The 19,389-nt window shown below is 47.0% G+C and carries 18 protein-coding genes; 14 read left to right on the forward strand and 4 right to left on the reverse strand.

Annotation, left to right across the window (positions count from 1 at the left end; all coding sequences use genetic code 11):
- Positions 1-71 precede the first annotated feature (71 nt).
- Positions 72-572, reverse strand: coding sequence for a hypothetical protein (locus tag E8L90_RS27090; protein ID WP_244297407.1), 501 nt, complete (start codon positions 570-572; stop codon positions 72-74).
- Positions 573-665: 93 nt separating this feature from the next.
- Positions 666-980, reverse strand: coding sequence for a hypothetical protein (locus E8L90_RS27095; RefSeq protein WP_137032359.1), 315 nt, complete (start codon positions 978-980; stop codon positions 666-668).
- Between E8L90_RS27095 and E8L90_RS27100 the strand changes: the two genes are divergently transcribed.
- The 12 genes from E8L90_RS27100 (at position 961) to E8L90_RS27155 (ending at position 13,863) form a co-directional block, all read left to right on the forward strand.
- Positions 961-2,082 carry an aminopeptidase gene (locus E8L90_RS27100; protein ID WP_137032361.1) on the forward strand — a complete coding sequence of 374 codons (1,122 nt, stop codon included), beginning with the start codon at positions 961-963 and terminating at the stop codon, positions 2,080-2,082. The two genes, E8L90_RS27095 and E8L90_RS27100, sit on opposite strands and share 20 nt — an antisense overlap.
- Complete coding sequence (locus tag E8L90_RS27105) at positions 2,079-3,083, forward strand: dipeptidase (protein WP_137032362.1); 1,005 nt, start codon at positions 2,079-2,081, stop codon at positions 3,081-3,083. The genes E8L90_RS27100 and E8L90_RS27105 overlap by 4 nt, the downstream gene beginning before the upstream one ends.
- A gap of 20 nt (positions 3,084-3,103) precedes the next feature.
- Positions 3,104-4,417, forward strand: coding sequence for a helix-turn-helix domain-containing protein (locus E8L90_RS27110; protein ID WP_137032364.1), 1,314 nt, complete (start codon positions 3,104-3,106; stop codon positions 4,415-4,417).
- A 160-nt stretch (positions 4,418-4,577) separates the two neighbouring features.
- Positions 4,578-6,218 carry an ABC transporter substrate-binding protein gene (locus E8L90_RS27115; protein ID WP_137032366.1) on the forward strand — a complete coding sequence of 547 codons (1,641 nt, stop codon included), beginning with the start codon at positions 4,578-4,580 and terminating at the stop codon, positions 6,216-6,218.
- Between the two features lie 3 nt (positions 6,219-6,221).
- Positions 6,222-7,721: a serine hydrolase domain-containing protein gene (locus E8L90_RS27120; RefSeq protein WP_244297409.1), complete on the forward strand. Its 1,500-nt coding sequence runs from the start codon at positions 6,222-6,224 to the stop codon at positions 7,719-7,721.
- Positions 7,718-8,848, forward strand: coding sequence for a mandelate racemase/muconate lactonizing enzyme family protein (locus E8L90_RS27125; RefSeq protein WP_137032368.1), 1,131 nt, complete (start codon positions 7,718-7,720; stop codon positions 8,846-8,848). The genes E8L90_RS27120 and E8L90_RS27125 overlap by 4 nt, the downstream gene beginning before the upstream one ends.
- Positions 8,849-8,861: 13 nt before the next feature.
- Positions 8,862-9,326 (forward strand): GNAT family N-acetyltransferase, encoded by a 465-nt coding sequence (locus E8L90_RS27130; RefSeq protein ID WP_137032370.1) that lies wholly within the window; start codon positions 8,862-8,864, stop codon positions 9,324-9,326.
- 232 nt (positions 9,327-9,558) lie between these two features.
- A complete protein-coding gene (locus E8L90_RS27135) occupies positions 9,559-9,918 on the forward strand; it encodes a GIY-YIG nuclease family protein (protein ID WP_137032372.1) in 360 nt (119 codons plus the stop codon).
- A 23-nt stretch (positions 9,919-9,941) separates the two neighbouring features.
- Entirely contained in the window at positions 9,942-10,421 is a 480-nt protein-coding gene (locus E8L90_RS27140; protein WP_137032374.1) for a DUF6530 family protein, read from the forward strand.
- 1 nt (position 10,422) lies between these two features.
- Entirely contained in the window at positions 10,423-11,631 is a 1,209-nt protein-coding gene (locus E8L90_RS27145) for an MFS transporter (protein ID WP_137032375.1), read from the forward strand.
- Between the two features lie 16 nt (positions 11,632-11,647).
- Positions 11,648-12,766 carry an AAA family ATPase gene (locus E8L90_RS27150; RefSeq protein ID WP_137032377.1) on the forward strand — a complete coding sequence of 373 codons (1,119 nt, stop codon included), beginning with the start codon at positions 11,648-11,650 and terminating at the stop codon, positions 12,764-12,766.
- A gap of 74 nt (positions 12,767-12,840) precedes the next feature.
- On the forward strand, positions 12,841-13,863 hold the full coding sequence (locus E8L90_RS27155) for a vWA domain-containing protein (protein WP_137032379.1): 1,023 nt from the start codon (positions 12,841-12,843) through the stop codon (positions 13,861-13,863).
- Between the two features lie 55 nt (positions 13,864-13,918).
- On the opposite strand, the gene E8L90_RS27160 is transcribed toward E8L90_RS27155, so the two are convergent.
- Both E8L90_RS27160 and E8L90_RS27165 read right to left on the reverse strand, forming a co-directional pair.
- Positions 13,919-15,550, reverse strand: coding sequence for a peptide ABC transporter substrate-binding protein (locus tag E8L90_RS27160; RefSeq protein ID WP_137032381.1), 1,632 nt, complete (start codon positions 15,548-15,550; stop codon positions 13,919-13,921).
- A gap of 234 nt (positions 15,551-15,784) precedes the next feature.
- On the reverse strand, positions 15,785-16,354 hold the full coding sequence (locus E8L90_RS27165) for a DoxX family protein (protein WP_137032383.1): 570 nt from the start codon (positions 16,352-16,354) through the stop codon (positions 15,785-15,787).
- Between the two features lie 247 nt (positions 16,355-16,601).
- On the opposite strand from E8L90_RS27165, the gene E8L90_RS27170 reads away from it, so the two are divergent.
- The gene (locus E8L90_RS27170) at positions 16,602-18,668 is read left to right on the forward strand and encodes a methyl-accepting chemotaxis protein (RefSeq protein WP_137032385.1); all 2,067 of its coding nucleotides are present in this window, start codon (positions 16,602-16,604) and stop codon (positions 18,666-18,668) included.
- 100 nt (positions 18,669-18,768) lie between these two features.
- Complete coding sequence (locus E8L90_RS27175) at positions 18,769-19,344, forward strand: histidine phosphatase family protein (RefSeq protein WP_137032386.1); 576 nt, start codon at positions 18,769-18,771, stop codon at positions 19,342-19,344.
- Positions 19,345-19,389: the final 45 nt, after the last annotated feature.

The following is a 19,389-nucleotide window of genomic DNA, read 5'->3' on the forward strand; positions in this document are numbered from 1 at the left end:
GAAACTAAGATCCATATGTTTACCCCCATATAAAAAAGAGATGGGTCATTAATTCGACCCATCTTACATCCTTAGTTATTAGACAATGTAATTGTAACACCGTGAGAATCAGCAAGATTTTTAACAGCAGCGTGATACTCTCGCATTAATTTTCTTCCTTCTGCTAGATTCGCATTAGCTTTAGCAATCTCAGCATAATCTTGCTTCTCAAGTGCTGATACGACCATGACAAACCCACTATATTGAGAAGTAGCAGCTGCAATAAATCGTTCGTGAACTTCTTGTACTTCAGGAGTAGACGGACTAATCTTTTCTAGTTCCCCTATAAACTGTGCATAAGTCGGTATAACTTTCTGGATCAATGTTTCGTACATAACATCGTCATCTTGGAAGTTTTCCTCTGAAACTGCGGAATAATCAGCTATCGCTTTTTTCTCAAGTGACGCAATTTTAGGTACTTCGTTATTTATATAATTCAGCAAATCTTCCTGAACTGCATCTGTTCCACACCCTGGCAGTACTATTAATGAAAAAAGCAGTGTAAAAATAATAAGGATTTTTGATTTCAGCATCGGAATCACCTTTCGACAGGACAAAATTATTATCATCAATTATCCCATCATACAAGGCATCTTTCATTCTATATATTCCGACAGAATTCGACTTTATTCTAATTGCCTCATTTTTACTGTTTGTTGCGGCGTTAAAGTTCGATCGTTATACGTTCGTGAGGCATAGTTTGAAATACCCTCCATATGCACTTGAACAGCTCGATTGTCTTCAACAGTGACATGTAAATTATTGTTTGAATGTACCTCAATTGGCTTTTGTTGAAGTTTGCTCAAGTGATCAACTAAGGTAGGAATCAGCGAGGTTGCTTCTGAAGAAGGAGGTGTAGGACGTGTCATTCCTTCAACCATTTGCTTCTTATAACTACTCTTTAGGAGTGGATCGTTTTCAATTTCGCGTAAGTATTGCACGCGATCTCTCCGCTCCTTCTCTCTAAGGTTACCTTCCTCTCTTTTAACATCTGCAATCGATGCGATGGAGGTGGACGCCGCTCTGATAAAGGAGCTTGTCAAAGCCGTTTCGCGAGCAGGCGGACATTCCTTTGTGAATCTGCGTGCATCCTCGATTAGCCGTCAGTTATTGTTAGCGGGAACAGAGGAGCAATTCCGTTTAGGGGCAGAGATGGATAAAGAGCGGATGGAAAAAATGCAAGCGTGTATCATCATCGAGGGTGGGTTGAACATCAACGAAATGTCTGATATCCCGGATGAGCAGATGAAGCTGGCTACGTCCTTTTCCAAAGAAGTAAGTATCGTGCGTCTCAAAAAGAAATGGGTCTATCTTCGCTATCCGACGCCTTCCATGGCCCAACTGGCGAATAAAAGCACAGAAGCATTTGAACAGTTCTACTTCGATGTCTGCACGATGGATTATGCCAAAATGGCAAAAGCAATGCTGCCGCTCAAGGAGCTGATGGAGCGAACGGACCGCGTGAAAATCACGGGACCTGGCACAGAGCTGACCTTCTCAATCAAAGGTATTCCCGCGATTCTATGTCCGGGTCAATACAACATACCAGACGGTGAAGTATTTACGGCCCCTGTGCGTGATTCAGTGAACGGTGTCATCACGTTTAACACACCTTCGCCTTACCAAGGCTTTACCTTTGAAAAGGTACGATTGGAGTTTGTGGACGGGAAGATCGTTCACGCCACGGCCAATGATACGGAGCGCTTGAACAACATTTTGGATACGGATGAAGGTGCCCGGTACATTGGGGAGTTTGCATTGGGGGTTCACCCGGTCATTCGGGAGCCCATGCAGGATATTTTATTCGATGAAAAAATCGACGGCAGCTTCCACTTTACCCCGGGACAATGCTATGACGAGGCATCCAACGGTAACAAATCAAACATCCACTGGGACATGGTCATGATTCAACGCCCGGAGTACGGTGGCGGTGAGATTTGGTTCGATGACCATTTGATTCGCAGAGACGGACGCTTTCTTTTACCGGAGCTTGCACCACTTAACCCGGAAAACCTGAAAGAACAGGAGGAGCATGAGGCATGACACATGGAATCGACGCGCATTTTGACCTTTTGCTGGATGTCGCTATTCAACGCGAGCATGGCAGGCGAAAAGTAATAGAATCGGATTACGTACCTGATTTCGTGGCGGGCGGGGTGCATACAGTTGTCGCCGCCATTTATATCGACAACAAATTCCTGCCGGAGATGGGCTTGAGAAAAGCACTGCAACAAATCAGCGCGTTGCACGCAGAGGCTGATGAATCGCCTGAGAAAATCATGGTTTGCAAAAGTGTGGAAGACATCGAGACAGCGAAACGAATGGGGAAAATTGGTTTTGTGCTCTCTCTGGAAGGCGCGGAGCCGTTATATAATGATCTGAGTATGCTCCGTGTTTTTTACGAGCTGGGGGTGCGCCTTTTGGGTCTCGTGTGGAGCAGGCGGAACTTCCTTGGAGATGGCAGTCATTTTAGTCCGGTACGGGAAGGGCGTAAGGGCGGGCTCACCGAGTTCGGCATCCGCGTCGTCGAAGAGGCAGAAGATATGGGGATCATCATTGATGTGAGCCATCTAAATGACGAAGGGTTCTGGGATCTAATCGAGGTAGCACGTAAGCCCGTCATCGCTTCCCATTCCAATTGCCGGACATTAGCAAGCTCCATGCGCAATCTGACGGATGAGCAAATCAGGGCAATCGCATTCACCAACGGCGTAATCGGCCTCAATGGCGTCAATCTGTTCGTAGCGGACACAGACGACCAGGCTGATATCGAGCACATGATCAACCACGTCGATCACATCGTGAAGCTGGTTGGAGTTGAACACGTCGGACTGGGACTGGACATCATCGAGCCATTTATGAAATACGAATCCCCCGATGTGTTTATCCAAGCAGGGCGCAAGGATTTTGATGTGGTAAAAGGACATACCCAGGTTCCAGAGCTTGTGCGTGCCCTTGCCAAACGAGGGTACAAGGATGAAGCGATTGAGCGTATTTTGGGCAAAAACTTTATTCGCGTGTTCAAGGACGTATGGAAATCATAGAGAGATGAGGGAGTGGAACATTGACCATCACGATAGCGGTAATCTCTTCGGAAGAATTTTTGCCAAGGATCTTGAAGCATACCCAATCCATCGATTGCATCCAACTGACTTCGTATACATACCAGAACCCAAAAGAGAGTGCTGCGTTGCTTGATCAAATCCATGACTGCGACGTGCTGCTTTTTGCTGGACCACTTCCTTATTTTTTTGCCAAGGAAAAGGTAGGGCAAAAGAAGCTGCCTGCGGTGTACATCCCGATCGATGAATATACCATTTCCCTCTCTTTGTTTCATACCTTGCTGAACGTACCAGGAGGACTGGACCGCATCTCGATAGATTTGCCAAAAGCGGAGTATATGGAGAAGGTTGCTGAAGAATCGGGCATTACTTCTACGACTTGGTATGTAAAGGACTACAGTGAGATTATTGAAGAAGGCGGGACGAGATTTGACGTGGAGGAGATTATCCAGTTCCACAAGGAGCACTGGGAACAGAAAAGGAGCCATTTTGCTTTGACTGGCGTTGACTACGTATACAGTCGATTACGTGAGATGAACATCCCCTCCGCATCACTCATCGGTCCCGACAAAAATATTCGTGACGCCGTCAATCAAGCCATTGCTTATGGTCAATTGAAAATTAGCAAAAATTCGCAGATAGCTGTGGGAATTGCTGCGATCCAGCAAAATGATGGTCCACCAGTAGAAACACAATGGCAGGACGCGACGATTGTTTTACTGCAAGAGCTGCTGGAGCTGGTCAAAGAGACGGACGCTTCCATTCAAAAACTGGGACTGGATCAATTTATCATCTATGGCACGAGAGGCAGCATCGAGCAAATGATTGAATACGGGAAGATCATGCAAGTAGTGAGCAATGTCGATCTGCTTGCCAAAGTGACGGTTGCCATCGGGTTTGGCTTTGGCCTAACCGCGAAAGAGGCCGAAGCAAACGCACGCATTGCGATTTATCATGCCAAGAAAACAAATGAAAGCAGTGCGTATTTGGTGACGGATGAAAAAGAAGTGATCGGTCCGCTGAATAACGAATCGAAGACGTTCCAATTAAAAAGCGAGAACAAGGAAGTGCTGGAGATCGCGGAGAAGACTGGCGCAAGTGTCGCTACGATCACGAAAATCATGCAGTATGTCAAGCTTCGCCGCGATAACCGCTTCACCGCTTCCGATTTAGCCGAGTACCTCCAGATCAGTCGCCGCAGCTCAGAAAGAACCTTGAAAAAGCTGATCGAGCATCAGGTCGTAGAGGTTGTCGGAGAAGAGCAGCCGTATCAGCAAGGACGCCCGCGGGCTGTGTATCGCCTTAATCATCCATGACTCTCCTCATGTAATATCAACCTGTCCCGGTTTTCCCGTTTGCGAAGGAAGTCCGGGACCCCCACATTCCTCAACTAAGAAACAATCCGATCTAATTAGCGACTATATACCGACGCGAGCATACTTCGAATGGAAATGACTCGAAAAAGGAGGGTGCAACATGCTATCCGAGAGATTAAAGGGCCAAATACGCAACGTTTTACTCATGTGTGTACTCGTCTTTTCCATAGTTGGCTGCAGCTCTGCTCCCACTCCGACTACAGACGAGAAGCAAGCAAGTCAACCAGCAAAAAACTCCCAGCCCAAAAAGGGAGGGACGATCACCATGGGTTACCAGATGGAGCCAGATACGCTGGACCCGCAAAAGACGTCAATGCCAGCGGGAAATTTTGTTGGGGGCCTGTTGGGGGGAGCCTTGCTGATCCTCGATCCCTTTACGTTTGAGTTGAAGCCACATCTCGCTGAATCGTACACGATCTCGGACGATGGCAAGACCATGACGTTCAAGATACGTCCTGGCATGAAGTTTCATGATGGAACACCACTCACGGCAGAAGTTTTTAAGAAAAGCTATGAACGTGCACTCGATCCGAAAACAGCCTCACCGGTTACGGGACCGGATGTATCTGCGATCAAATCCATTTCAGCTCCTGATGACTCCACATTGATCTTTCATTTGGATGAGCCCTCCGCTCCCTTACTTTCTAACTTATCATATGGCGGCTACCAGCAACCCATTTCTATAGAGGCACGAGACAAATACGGAAACGAGCTGGGACGCAATCCTGTTGGGGTAGGTCCATGGAAATTCGAAAGCTGGAAAACAGGCGAATCGATCACACTGGTACGAAACGACGAGTATAAGTGGGCATCTCCTTTTGCTGAAAATCAAGGACCTGTGAGACCTGACAAGTTCGTTCTGAAATTTATTCAAGACGACCAGACCATGATGGCTGCTCTCGACAGTGGGACGATTGATATAGCAGCTGTACCGCCAAAAGACGCGAAGAAGTACAAGGATCACAAAGATTTTACTGTGTTGGAAGGAATGCCGCCTTCAGAGAACTTTATTGGGATGAATCTGGAAAATGAGATCTTGCAGGATGTCCGCGTGAGAAAGGCACTGAACCTGGCGATCAACAAAGACGCATTGATCATAGCGGATTTGCAAGGAGAGGGGGTGCCTGTCTACGGACCGATCCCGCCTACGATGATCGGATACGATGCGGCAGTAGAGCAATACGGCTACAAGTACAATGCGGAGCAAGCCAGACAACTGCTGGATGAAGCAGGATGGAGCCCAAACGCGCAAGGGATCAGGGAAAAGGATGGGAAAACGCTCAGCCTGACGATGCTCATCGAAGATACAAATCCCGGGCATCAGTTGGTACAAAGTATGTTCAAAGAGATTGGTGTCGCATTGCAAATCCAAAAGTATGAATCGGCGACAGCTCATGAACAGGCACTAAAGGGCGAGTTCGATTTATTCTCAACGGGTCATGGCAGCGTTGATCCAGATATTTTGAGCTTATTACTGCATTCGAGTCAGATCGGGGGCTTGAATTTCTTTCGCCTCAGTGATCAACAGCTCGATAACCTGCTAGATAAAGGGCGAACGACAACAGATCAAGCACGGCGGCAGCAGGTTTTTGCAGACATTCAAAAAAGAGTCGTGGAACAGGCCTGTTGGATTCCGCTCTATTCCGCAAAAACATTCGTGGTCGTCAATAACCGGATTCAAGGTATCAAGCCAAATCCATTAGCATCCTTGATTATTCAAGACATGTGGGTGAATGAGTAGGGCATGGCGATACAACATTCGAAAGAGGTGGAAGAAATGAGACAGCAAGGCTGGTTAGTAGAGTGGGAAGAACTAGTGGAAAAAGAAATGAAGGAAGGCAGAGTTCCGGGCTTCGTCATGGGTGTGAATCTGAATGGGCAGAGCCTGTTTCGCAAAAGCTTTGGCTATCGTGATCGTGAAAAGGAGCTCGAAATCACTCCTGATACCGTGATGGGCTTGGCCTCCGTTACAAAGTCTTTTACATGTATGGCGATCATGCAACTACAGGAAGCGAAGAAGCTCTCTGTTCATGATCCTGTCATCAAATACCTACCTGAATTTCGTACCCCTGATCGTAAAAAAACAGAGCAGATGACAATCCACCATTTTATGACCCACACGTCGGGCATACCGCCGCTGCCGATTGATAACCTGGCGATTCGCAATTCCATGTTCGATGACATGCCAGACGAGGATAACCCGATTCACCGTTACTTGAAAAAGGAGTACCAGAAACCGATCTACACGTTCGAAGAGCTGATGGAAGCTCTTGCTCTGGCAGAATACGAGCTGGTGGGCTCTCCAGGACAATTGTTCAGCTATTCGAATGATTGCTATTCTCTCCTGGGAGCGGTCATAGCCAGAGTGAGTGGGAAGTCGTATGACGTTTATGTCAAAGAACATATTTTGGAACCTGCAGACATGCCAAGCAGCACCTTCCTTCTGAGCGAACTGCCTCACCTGCCGGACGTCACCACCATCTACCATTTTAAAGAGAATAATGGCGTGTCTGAGATTTATCCTGATCCACTGTGGGAGGACGGATTATTAGTAGCCGCCTCAGGACATTTAAATTCAACAGTAGATGACATGTTGAACTACGCTGAAATATTTCGTACGGGAGGATGCGTAGGTAAGGAACGGATTTTATCCGAGGAGAGCGTCAAACAAATGATCTATCCGCATGTCGAGAACAGCTACAGCAGGTATTACGGGTATGGCTTATCCATTCAACCCGACTATTATGGGGGTACCTTGATCAAGCACGGTGGAGCGATCAAAGGTGTCGCCGCTCATTTAGCGATTGTTCCGGAGCGGGGTATTACATCCATGGCTTTGGCCAATTTGATCGGAAGCCCCGTCGAAAAAGCAACATTGACAGCACTGCATGCCATAGAAGGGCGTCCATTGAATACCCCACAGTACCAATTCGAGACATACAGCGTCCCTACTGCCCAATTAGAAGAGTATGTAGGTCGATACGTTAGTGGGGAAGGAATGGATATCATCGTATATGTGGTAGAGGGTGTCCTGATGATGATAGATAAAACGTCGGATGCGTTTGGTGGAAAACAACTGAACGATCCATTGCGACCAATTGGAGAGCATCAATTTATCACCGATAGAGAGGGGAGAGAGCTGACAGTTGGCTTTGTAAAAGGCGAGGACGGCACTGTAATAGCCATGTCTCTTTATTATCGAATCATTCCACGAGTAGCAGCTACGGAGGGGAGTCGAGTATGAAAATAACGTCTGTAATGGTTCATGCCATTAAGCTGCCGCTAAAACGCCCATTTATTATCGCGTACGCCTCATATGAGGATATGCCGTCCATTATTGTAAAAGTGCAGACAGACAATGGTCTGGTCGGACTAGGTGAAGCGGTACCGGATCAAAATGTCACAGGAGAGACGTGGGAGTCCACCTATGCGATGCTCGTTCATAACCTGGCGCCTGTTGTGATTGGTGAGAATCCGTTTGATATCGAGAGAATCCATGAGAAGATGAACCAAACTGTTTGGGGAGCCCCAGCAGCAAAAGCCGCCATCGATATTGCTTGCTATGATCTGATGGGCAAGGAGGCTGGTCAACCTGTTTATCATTTCTTGGGCGGAAAATATCACACGACTCTTTCCTTCCCATACGTGTTAAGCATTTTAGAGCCAGAGGTCATGGCAGCTGAAGCTAAGCAAGCAATCGAAGCTGGGTATGACTCGATCAAAATAAAGGTGGGGGCTGATCTTCGGACAGATATCCAGCGAATCCGGGCTGTTCGGCAGGCAGTTGGCCCTGACATAAAGCTGCGGGTGGATGCCAATCAAGGATGGGAGAATCGTTCCAATTCCCTGCTCTTGTTGAAGCAAATTGAAGAGTGTCACATTGATTGGATGGAGCAGCCTGTCTTGGCTGATGATCTCGATGCTCTCGCGGAAATTCGCAGGCAAACAACAATTCCAATCATGGTAGACGAGGGACTGCACGGGACGAAGGAAATGCGAGAAGTCATCGCGAAGAAAGCGGCAGATAAAGTAAACATCAAACTGATGAAAAGTGGAGGGATATATCCTGCTCTCAAATTGGTGATTCAGGCGGAGATGGCCGGGATGGAGTGTCAGATTGGTTCGATGCTGGAGTCTTCGATTGGCAGTGCTGCTGGTGCCCATTTGTCACTTGCGAAAAAGAATATCATTTCCAACGAATTGGCAGGGCCGGCGATCATTTCGCGGGACGTAGCTCGGCTTATGGTTCACGGGAGTCAAATTGTCGTGTCAGATCAGCCAGGGTTAGGTGTAGAGCTAGACGAAGCGGTGCTTGCCGACATAACAGTTAAGTCAGAGCAGGTCATCGAGGAGAAGCGGCAACCCGTATAGGGAGATGACTGGGATGCAAAATACACGCGTAGAAATCGTCGAGGCATTGACAGAAAGCCAGCTTCAGATGATCAAGGCAATGGAGCAGGAGGCTTTTGGCGTACATGGAGCGATTGATGAATGGGTGCTCGTACCACTCGCGAGACATGGCTGCGTTGCACTTTTCATGGAAGCAGAGGAGGCGTGTCCTGTCGGGGTATGCCAGCTCTTGAGGGATTTTCGTCAGCCGGACAAATGCTACATGTACGGGTATTACATCCGAGCAGATCGCAAAGGGATGGGGTATGGGTTCTCTTTCTTGAACCGATTGCTGGAGCAGCTGCGTGAGGATGGGTTTCGTCAGATTTGCCTGACCGTAAGCCCAGATAATACTGGAGCAGTCGGACTTTATCAAAAAGCAGGCTTTGAAGTTATCGAGACACGAATTGCGGAATATGGGAGTGGAAACGATCGCTATTATATGGTGAAAACGCTATAGAAGGGGCAGGTTGTCGCATACGAACTGTTTTTCATCCAGCTAACAAGCATAAGAGTAGACATTTTTCTCTATTGTTTGGTAGAGATTTTAGGCACCGGACACGTTCCGGTGTTTTTTTGTGCACTTGACAACTGCAAGACAATGAATCATTATGTTTATTAAATAATAAACAAAAACCGTTTTTGTTTATATGTAACTACATTCGTAGCCAGTGAAAAGTGAGGGAGAAACGATGAATCGAGAAGAACTAAAACAACTGTATAAAGAATCGGAAACGCAGGCAGGGGTGTATCAGATCAAAAACACGCAAAACCAAAAAATCTGGATCAGCGCCACCCGCAACCTCAAGACGATGAACGGAAAGCTGTTCACTCTCAAAATGGGTTCGCATATAAACAAGCAGCTTCAACAGGATTGGAATGAGTACGGAGAAGAGGCATTCGTCTTTGAAGTGTTGGAGGTTTTGAAGAAGAAGGAAGACGGATACTTTGATGAAAAGGATGCCCTGAAGAAACTGGAACAAAAATGGCTCGACCAGCTCCAGCCATACGGAGAGCACGGATACCACCAGGAAAAAAAGAAAGAACAATAATCAAACGAAAAGAGGGAACGAAAATGAAAATACCGACGAACTTGAACCATAAGCCTGTTGTGGTGTCGGATAACTATGAGCTTATTGATGGCCGATTCGCCAGGAACACAGATGCGAAAGCACTTTCTCTGGGAGTGGTAGAGGGCAACTCCAGACGAAAGGTCGATCTATCTGCCAAGGTATGGAGATACACGGGAGAAGAATGGTCACAACAGTCGGAGGAACTGCCCCTCCATCGCGTTCTTGATATGTCCATACTGATTTGTCGGTCTTTGGCCCATTTTCGCGACGCATACAGATATGAGCATTATTATGACCCCAAGGAGCCCATCATCGACCGGGTTGCCCTGCAAGGAGATGCCATGAACGTGGCGATATGTACGGACAATGAGCGTCTTCATGAAGACATTAAGCTGTTCAGCCAAGCGTTGAGCAACGACGATGAGATGATCAGCGAGCGTCTGCGTACCTTATCAAAACTAGTAAAGGATATGGGGTATTGAAATGTTTTCCAATGTGTATGTTCGAACGATTGTCCTCTCCCGCGTGCTGCTGCATTTGGGGATTTGGATTCGGAATTATGCCGTTCTTCTTTTCGTTAGCGAATGGACGAATAATAATTCGGTTTATGTATCACTGATTTCGGTTGCGGAATTCGCCCCCATTTTTCTATTCGGCCTGATTGGCGGAACCTTTGCTGACCGATGGCGACCGAAGCGGACAATGGTTTGGAGCGATCTGCTGTCTGCCATGTCCGTCGGGGCTGTGCTGCTTACCCTCATGAATGGGGGATGGATAGCACTGCTCATCGGAACCTTTATTTCCGCCAGCCTGTCTCAGTTTTCTCAGCCCTCGGCCATGAAACTGTACAAACGTCATGTGCCAGCTGAACAACTGCAGGGCGCGATGGCTATGTCCCAAACGCTTGTCGCTGTCTTTACGGTTTTAGGTCCGGTCATCGGCACGTTTATTTTCATCCAGTTTGGAATCACAGTCTCTCTGATTTTGACGGCCGTTCTGTTCCTAGGGTCTTCCCTTATCTTAGCGACGCTTCCCCGTGACGCGGAGGAACCGAAGTCTGAGGATGCCGGCGGCTTCATAGAGGAGCTGAAGGCCGGACTGCGCTATATCCGGTCCAATCAATCCTTACGAACTCTCTGTTTGACTTTCTTCGCTGTCGGATTGGCATCAGGTCTGACACAGCCGCTTCAACTCTTCCTTGTCATAGAGAATTTGGGACAGGACAAACAATTTTTGCAGTGGTTGGTTATGGCCAATGGGGCAGCCATGTTGGCAGGAGGGGCTCTCATCATCGGGATAGCCAAAAAGGTAAGGCCACAGATGTTGCTCATGATAGGCTTGCTTGTCTCTGCCGTTTGCACGATGGTAATAGGGGCTACCACAACGATTTGGTTGATGATTGTTCTCTTAGTGATCAGCGGTTTCTTTTTCCCTTGTATTCAAAGCGGAATCCAGACGCTACTTGTCCGGAACACAGAAGGGGCATTTATGGGCCGGGTATCTGGTACGATCACGCCTGTTTTTATGGGGATGATGGTGATTGGCATGTTTATATCCGGCTATTTAAAGGAGACGTTATCCCTAGTTGCGGTATATGTGGTGAGCGGGGTATTGATTATGATCGGTGCGGCTTTGCTGCTTCCTCTTCTTGTTGAGAAAAGGAGCAAAGATGTGAAGGACCCAGCACTATGAGGGGAGGAGAAATGTGATGATTGAAAATGAAAATGATCATTTGTCACCCGAAAGACAACTGACGGATGCAGAAAAAGAGCTTGTTTGGAAAAAGCCTTCCACTCATAAGGTCAGTGAGGAAGAAGAGCGCATTCGCAAAGAAATCAAACGCAACTGGCATCGCGGGGAAATGAAAATCGCCAATCTATTGTTAGAAGGTGACGCTGGTTCAGGTAAAACACAACTAGCCAAGGCATTATCCGCTCATTTCGGGCTGCCGTATACGAAAGTGACTTGCTTTGCTGATATGGATAAATCGGATATTATTGGCGCTATTTTGCCGGTCATTTCTTCTGAACGTTTAGAGAAAATGGAGCCTGCCGAGCAAACGGTATGGAAAGCAATATATGAAAGCGATGGGTTTTTTAGCCTATCTGAAATTTTGATGGATGCACTGGGGATTACACAGGAACAGGCTGCCTTAAAGATGAAGCAATTACTGAAGCGTGCAGTGGAAAATACCGATGGCGAAGCGATTGAGTACCGATTTTATCCTTCTGAAATCGTGAGAGCCTATCAAAAGGGTTATCTGCTGGAAATTCAAGAACCAAACGTGATTCGTGATGCGGCGGTGTTAATGGCATTAAACTCTGCCTTGGAGCTGGATGGCAGTATCAATCTTCCCACCGAGATCATACGCAGGCACCCGGACTTCATCGCGGTTATCACAACAAACCGCAGTTATGCGGGAACCAGACCGTTAAACGAAGCGCTGCGCGACAGGGTTCAGCATACGGAAAAGATGGACCTGCCGACCAAAGAAACCATGATCGAACGCGTAATAGCCAAAACCAGTTTTCAAGATAGAAAGATGTTGAGTATTTTAGCGGACATAATTATGGTTTTAGACAGAACTGCGCGGGCCAATGCGATCAAGGGCGTGGCTGGAATGCGGTCCTTTTTCTACTGGGCGGATGCGATTGCCGGAGGAGCTTCCGCAAAAGAATCCCTCTATCATAAGGTCATCTACAAGATAACAACCGATTCGGAAGAAATAAAACTTCTGGAAGAAGCACTAAAAAATCATGGTTTGTTTGCCAGCTTGGAAGAAGCCGAGATTGGGGTAAAAAAAAACGAAAATCTGACGATGCCATAGAGATCAGGACATGGGGAGATATCGACGACACTGGTTTTAGCGAAGACAACCAGATAGAGGAAAAGGGAATCGCCTTGAAAAAATCTGCCGATGGTGACGAAAGCTCTTCCCGTGTCTCTGATAATGATTCTACCCATATGGAACGTTCAGGATTGGGTGAAGATGGCTCTCCTAATTATCATCAGGCAAATCCTGAATCCATGTCAGAGGAAGCGAAACAAAAGGAACGCGATTTCCGCAAAAAGCTGAATCGAGAGGCAAGAGAGGCCATTTCCGATTCGATTCATCAAAAAGTAAAGCTCATTGTTCACCGTCCAGATTACGATGAGGAAAACCAGCAGGAATATGTCCGGCTTTGTCAGGGGCTCATGCCTATCGTGCAAGAGATTGCCAGAAAGACACTTCCGTATCTGGAACATGAGATATCTTCCGACTTTGCGAGGAATCGTTACTATGGCAGCAAATTTCAAGCAGACAGCGTTGCTTACAAGGATTACAAGTATTTTGCCAAGAAACGTCCTCCAACTGAATCCCCTTCCCTTGTGGTTGGTCTTAGGATTGATGAATCCGCATCGATGTCAGCGTACGGGAGATTAGAAGCAGCAAAACGAGCAGTGATCGCCGTATATGAATATTGTCAGCTTTGTCATATTCCCATTTTGATCTACGGTGATACGGCGGATGTTTCCAGATTGGAGCAAATGTCGATCTTTGCCTATGCCGACTTTGATAAAGCGGATGCCAATGATCGCTTCAGGTTAATGAGAATTCATGCGAGAAGTAATAATCGCGATGGCATGGCTCTTAGAATTATGGCGGAACGATTAGCCACTTCCCGCCAAAAGACAAAACTGCTGATTAGCATAAGTGACGGACAACCGAAAGCAATGGATGACTATACCGGAAGTTATGCCGTTACAGATATGAAACAGACCATCCAGGAATATGAGCGAAAAGGAGTTACCTTTCTTGCAGCCGCAATCGGTCAAGACAAGGATGTGATAAGTGAGATCTATGGGAATGAAAGATTTTTGGATATTACCAATTTACATGAGTTTCCTGCAAAGTTAGTTCGGATGATCGCTCGGTATTTATGATCGAAGCGCGGGCATCTCTCTATCTGTTTCGCATAGAGAGGATGCCCGCGCTCTATTAATTTTCAATATACGCGTATTTAAAGTAGGAACCGCCGAGAGGGAAGATCACAAAATCCTTCACCTTGTCGTTTTTCACATAAGCATTGCCGCGGAAGTGCAGCGGTGCCAGCGGCATTTCTTCCATGAGAATTCTTTCAGCGTAAAACAGCAGTTGCTTGCGCTTTTTCTCGTCGGTCTCATAGTAGCTCTTATCGAGCATATCGCGGTATTCCTTGTGCTCGAAGCGAACGACGTTGTTGCCACCCAAGTCCTTGTACATCTCGAGGAAATTGATCGGGTCGTTGAAATCGGCTCCCCATTGCCAGATACCGAAGTCATACTTGCCATTTTGGACATCCTCGTTGAACACTTTCCATTCTGAGTTGCGAATGTCTATGTCGACCCCCAGTGTTTTCTTCCATTCGTCCTGGAGTGCTTGAGCCAACTTTTTGTCCGTTTCTCCGGTGTCGTAGTAGTACGTGACTTTAGGGAATTGAGTCAGCCCGAGCTCTTCCATGCCTTCTGCCAAAAGCTGCTTGGCCTTGGCCACATCCTCTTTAAAGTAGCCGTCCGGATTCAACCCCATGGAAACGGGAACCCAGCCATAAGCGGGCTGAACACCAGTCTGTAGGATATTATCCACCAATTGCTGTCGATTGATCGAATACGAAAACGCCTGGCGAATATTTTTGTTGGTAAAAGGGGGTTTCTTTGTATTGAAGATGACGGCTTTGGTACCTGGGTTATCTGCGACGAGCAGCTTGCCCTCTTTCTTGATCTGACCGACCGCATCCGGCGACAAGCCAAAGGAAGGGTAGCCACCCCAATCCAGATCGCCATTTTCAAACATGGACATGGCGGTGTTGTTATCCTCGATGATGACAATATTTATCTGATCGAGCTTGACGTTGGCGTTGTCCCAATAAGTAGGGCTTTTGCTGAAGGTGAGCTTGGACTTGTGCTCCCACTTATCCATGATAAACGGGCCGTTGCCGACAATCGTTTTCGCTTCTGTTGCCCACTGGGGATTGCTCTCGATGGTCTTTTTATGAAGCGGGTAGTAGGTAGTGAATGAGGTCAATTCGCGGAAGAACGGTGTTGGTGAGCGCAAGGTGAAATCTAGTGTGTAGTCGTCCTTTGCCTTTACCCCGACGTCTTCTTGCTTGCCTTTTCCGGAGTAAAATTCCTCGCCCCCTTTGATATAGAAGAGCTGATACGCATAGCCGGAAGCGGTTTTGGGGTCGAGATTGCGCTTGATGGCGTACTCAAAATCGTGAGCGGTAACAGGGTCGCCATTGCTCCATTTGGCGTCCTTTCGAATAGTAAACGTAAAATGAGTGAAGTCAGGAGTATTCGTGTAGCTCTCCGCGATGGCGTTGATCATCTGGCCTTGACGGTCGACGCTGGTCAGTCCTTCGAAGGCGAGGTTGATCATGTCCATTGAGGTTGAATCTGTTGCAATGCCCGCATCCATCGTAGACGGTTCCCCGGTGATGCTCCATTGCAAGACCATTGGCTCTGAGGTAGTAGGCTTTGCTGTTGCTTCCGCTGGAGGGGATTGAATATTGTCGGCGGGTTTTGAGCTACAGCCGACTGAGAGACTAAATAACAAAACAGCAGTAGAAATGCCTAGTAGCCACTTGTTCATACAGTCCTCCTGTTTAATTATTAGAAAAATAAGAAAATTTATAGTTCCTCAAAAGAATAATGCACAGCAATCAGACAGTCATTCAACACAATGTATAAATATTCATCAAAAATCACGGTTTCCAGTCGGAATAAATTCATACAATTTGTCCGTGACTCAAATAACTATTGATCCGAAGGGACAACAAAAGCCACCCGCAAAAGGTGGCTTTGTCATCCAAGAGGAAAGCTAGGATTACTTGTTCATCGGCAAAACACCATCGCGCGGTTTTCTCGTCCAAGGTGTTCCGAGATACGAAAGCGCCCAGCGATCAAGACCATACCAGCCCGCAACCTTCCAAGCCAAAACGAGCCAAGTGGCAAAAATAAAAAGGAGTGGGTTGGTGCTGACCGTTCCTGCGAACAGAAAGCTGACATTCATCAAACCGCCGAAAAACGCTGCGATCCCTGTCAGGCATCCGAGGATCAGGCCGAGTCCGACGAGTACCTCACCATAAGCGACGAAGAAGCCGAATACCTTAGCATTTGGCAATACGACGTTTTCCAGGAACCAGGCGTACCACCCGGTTACGTCCTTTCCTTCGGCTGCTTTTGCCAAGGAGCCTTTTACGAAACCTTGAATCGCTCCGCCAGCCGCATCTCCAGTCCAGCTATCGGACTGGATTTTTTTCCATCCAGCAGTAATCCATGAATAGCCGACATACAATCTGATAATCAACCAGATCGCAGCAGATTTCGTACTGGTGAACAGGAAGTGTGAAACAGGATTTTCAGGAATAATAATTTCGTTTTGACGATTTTGCATGTGGGTGTCCTCCTACATACGTTTTGTACTTCTTTGTTCGTGCCGATTTTAACATAACAAATGGCGGTGCAGTGCGGTTTGGGGCATAAGTTCATACGGTGTTCATTGACACTATAAGCACGGTGTTAATGGTAAATCTTAGTGTGTATATTGCCAAAATACAGTAAACTCCTGAAAGGATTGACAAGTTAAGATGTGGTAAATTATGTTAAGTTATGTTAAAAAAATAACTTCTTGGAGCAGACTTATGAAACGAATGTGGATGTCTTTTCGTACTAAGCTTACCTTGATGATTTCTTTATTTACGATGCTGGTAGCCATTGTGTTGTCTATTATTGACTATGTTCAGTTCAAGGCGAATATTATTTCTGGCCAAGCGGTACAGTACCAGCTGGTAGAGGATCATGTCACGAATGCAGTGAAGAATGTGGATATGGCATACGGTGTTTTTGAGAAAGACATGGAAACCCGCATGCAGCAAACACTGCAGGTGTTAACGAACAACTATCGGAAAAATCCAGCGGTGGGGACGTGGGACTATGCAGCCCTGCGTGAGCAGTATGGGATGGATATTTTCATCATTGACCGAAATATCAAGGTCGCTCATTCTAGCGTCAAAACCGATGTGGGGCTTGATTTTAGCAATGCCGGGGCATTTACGGAGCTGTTGAAAAAGCGGATGGATGGCAATGAGTTTTCTGCAGATGGCATGGAGGTTGCCGTCAATACGGGTAAAATCAAGAAGTTCGCTTATCTCCCTACGTCTGATCATAGGTACCTGTTTGAAGTCAGTGTGAATTTACAGGATAGCGCTCTTTTCCAGACCTTTAATTTCTTGGCTGTGTCACAGGCGATCACGGAGAAATACGACATGGTAAAAGACATTCTGGTCTTTTCTCATGATGGTTATGCTTTGGGGAGAACGGGGAGCGACGGGAAAGCCTTGCGGGTGACCGATAGTCACTTGCCGTTTTTTACCCAAGCATACCAATCGCAAGAGATTAGAGAGTTTCGTGAAAAAACAGAGGAGAAAGATCTCACTTATCGCCTCGTCCCGTACAAGCTGGGCAAAGATCCCAATGATCTCAGCCGATCACGCGTCATCAAGATTGTGTATGACAATACGGAGCTGAACCAGAAGCTGGCGGACAATCTGGAGTCCGTTGTCTGGAAGCTGGTATGTTCGGTGGCAGGAGCGTTGCTACTATCCTTCCTGCTGAGTCGCTGGATTACCCGCCCGATTGATCAAATAAGGGAGATTATTACGAAGACGGCTCAATTTGATTTGCGGGAAAAAATAGCGGTGAACGAGCTGGGGACGCAGGATGAGATTGGATTGACGGCACAGTCGATCCTTGTCATGCGTGAGCAATTGAGCGAGGTTGTGAGCAAGCTGACAGCTGTGTCTCGCTCGGTCGCTGAAAATGCGCAAAGCGCAAAGCAATCTACCAGCAAAGTAAGCGAGCAGTCTAGCGGAACCGCAGAGGCTACAGGCATCTTGCTCACCCATATGCAGGAGACGATGGCGGCCACAGAGGAGATGAATGCGACCTTAAACGACATGGAAACCGTCATTCACTCGATTACGAAAAGAACGGAAGTAGCGGCTGCGACCGCACAGAATGTCAGCTCGCGGGCAACTGCTTTGCGGGAACATGCATTGGCTGCGGATAAAATGACGACAGACCTCTATCTGGATGTAAAGGCGCAAACGGAAATTGCGATCACCGACTCGAAGGAAGCGATGGAAAAAATTAACCTGTTGGCAGGGGCGATACTCACAATCTCTGAGCAGACAAATCTGTTGGCATTGAATGCGGCGATTGAAGCTGCACGTGCGGGAGACAGCGGTAGAGGGTTTTCTGTCGTAGCGGATGAGATACGCAGACTGGCGACGCAATCGTCTGAGGTCGTGGTAGATATTCAACGCATTATCCAGGTCGCGGGCGAATCCGTAGACAATCTGGCTGCCAACTCGTCGAGCGTATTGGACTTTATCGATACGCGGGTCAGCCCTGATTATGACAGGATGATGGAAACATCGGAGAAGTACAATTTGGATGCACACCGTTTCCATACGTTGCTGGCGGAATTCAGTGCGTCTTTTGAAGAGTTGAATTCAACGATTAGCAATGTCGTTACTGTGGTGGAGCAAGTGACGAACTCGATGGAGAAGAGTGCCCACAGTGTGGAGGCGATTACGGAGCAATCACGCATAATCGCGGATAACAACCAACAGATCGTGGCTATCTCAGAGAGAAATGTCGGCTTGACGCAAACGATGGAAGAGATCGTGCGTCGGTTCAAAATTTAAGAGTGTCCCCTTTCTAGTAAAAACCGGAAAGGGGATTTTTGTTGTAATATATTTGCAGGAAGGATGTAGGTGGAGAAAAAAGTTTCTACGGAGGTTAGGTATGAAAACCTGTATTTATATGGTTAGGCACGGAGAATCACCAAAAACCGAAGGGGACGAAAGAACACGAGGACTGACTGAAAAAGGTAGGTCAGATGCCCGTATCATTACGCAATTGTTGAAAGACGAGGGGATAGATTCGTTCATTTCAAGTCCGTATAAAAGGGCAGTGGCAACCATAGAAGAATTAGCCCAGTCCGTAGGAAAAGAGATCGTCGTTTTTGAAGAGCTGAGAGAACTCGTTTTTATCGGAAATGATCAAATCATGGCTGATAACGAATTGTATCCATTAGTAAAGAAGATGTTTACTGAGCCAGACTTTTCGTTGCCTGAGGGGGAATCCATCACCATTTGTCGGAATCGTGTGGTAAGTACGTTGCGAAAAATTGTAGAGCAATATAAAGGGCAGAAAGTTGTAATCGGAACGCATGGTGCCGTTATGACATTGATGATGGGGTACTTTGACAGTCAGTACGACCTGGATTTTTTATTGACGATGTCCAAGCCTGATATTTACAAAATGGAATTCGAGGATGAAGTACTCGTGGAAACGAAGCGATTATCACTCGTGCCGTAAAACCCCTTGCTTTAGCTATGGGGATATAAGGCACTTTGCTCTGCA

It is taken from the genome of Brevibacillus antibioticus, from assembly GCF_005217615.1.
Classification (GTDB): Bacteria; Bacillota; Bacilli; order Brevibacillales; family Brevibacillaceae; genus Brevibacillus; species Brevibacillus antibioticus.

Excerpts from the sequence above, each read along its gene's own strand:
- E8L90_RS27145 (WP_137032375.1), top strand. The coding sequence starts at position 10,423 with ATGTTTTCCAATGTGTATGTTCGAACGATTGTCCTCTCCCGCGTGCTG.
- E8L90_RS27120 (WP_244297409.1), top strand. The coding sequence starts at position 6,222 with ATGGCGATACAACATTCGAAAGAGGTGGAAGAAATGAGACAGCAAGGC.
- E8L90_RS27105 (WP_137032362.1), top strand. The coding sequence starts at position 2,079 with ATGACACATGGAATCGACGCGCATTTTGACCTTTTGCTGGATGTCGCT.
- E8L90_RS27090 (WP_244297407.1), bottom strand. The coding sequence starts at position 572 with ATGCTGAAATCAAAAATCCTTATTATTTTTACACTGCTTTTTTCATTA.
- E8L90_RS27160 (WP_137032381.1), bottom strand. The coding sequence starts at position 15,550 with ATGAACAAGTGGCTACTAGGCATTTCTACTGCTGTTTTGTTATTTAGT.
- E8L90_RS27135 (WP_137032372.1), top strand. The coding sequence starts at position 9,559 with ATGAATCGAGAAGAACTAAAACAACTGTATAAAGAATCGGAAACGCAG.
- E8L90_RS27150 (WP_137032377.1), top strand. The coding sequence starts at position 11,648 with ATGATTGAAAATGAAAATGATCATTTGTCACCCGAAAGACAACTGACG.
- E8L90_RS27170 (WP_137032385.1), top strand. The coding sequence starts at position 16,602 with ATGAAACGAATGTGGATGTCTTTTCGTACTAAGCTTACCTTGATGATT.
- E8L90_RS27125 (WP_137032368.1), top strand. The coding sequence starts at position 7,718 with ATGAAAATAACGTCTGTAATGGTTCATGCCATTAAGCTGCCGCTAAAA.
- E8L90_RS27115 (WP_137032366.1), top strand. The coding sequence starts at position 4,578 with ATGCTATCCGAGAGATTAAAGGGCCAAATACGCAACGTTTTACTCATG.
- E8L90_RS27165 (WP_137032383.1), bottom strand. The coding sequence starts at position 16,354 with ATGCAAAATCGTCAAAACGAAATTATTATTCCTGAAAATCCTGTTTCA.
- E8L90_RS27175 (WP_137032386.1), top strand. The coding sequence starts at position 18,769 with ATGAAAACCTGTATTTATATGGTTAGGCACGGAGAATCACCAAAAACC.
- E8L90_RS27140 (WP_137032374.1), top strand. The coding sequence starts at position 9,942 with ATGAAAATACCGACGAACTTGAACCATAAGCCTGTTGTGGTGTCGGAT.
- E8L90_RS27130 (WP_137032370.1), top strand. The coding sequence starts at position 8,862 with ATGCAAAATACACGCGTAGAAATCGTCGAGGCATTGACAGAAAGCCAG.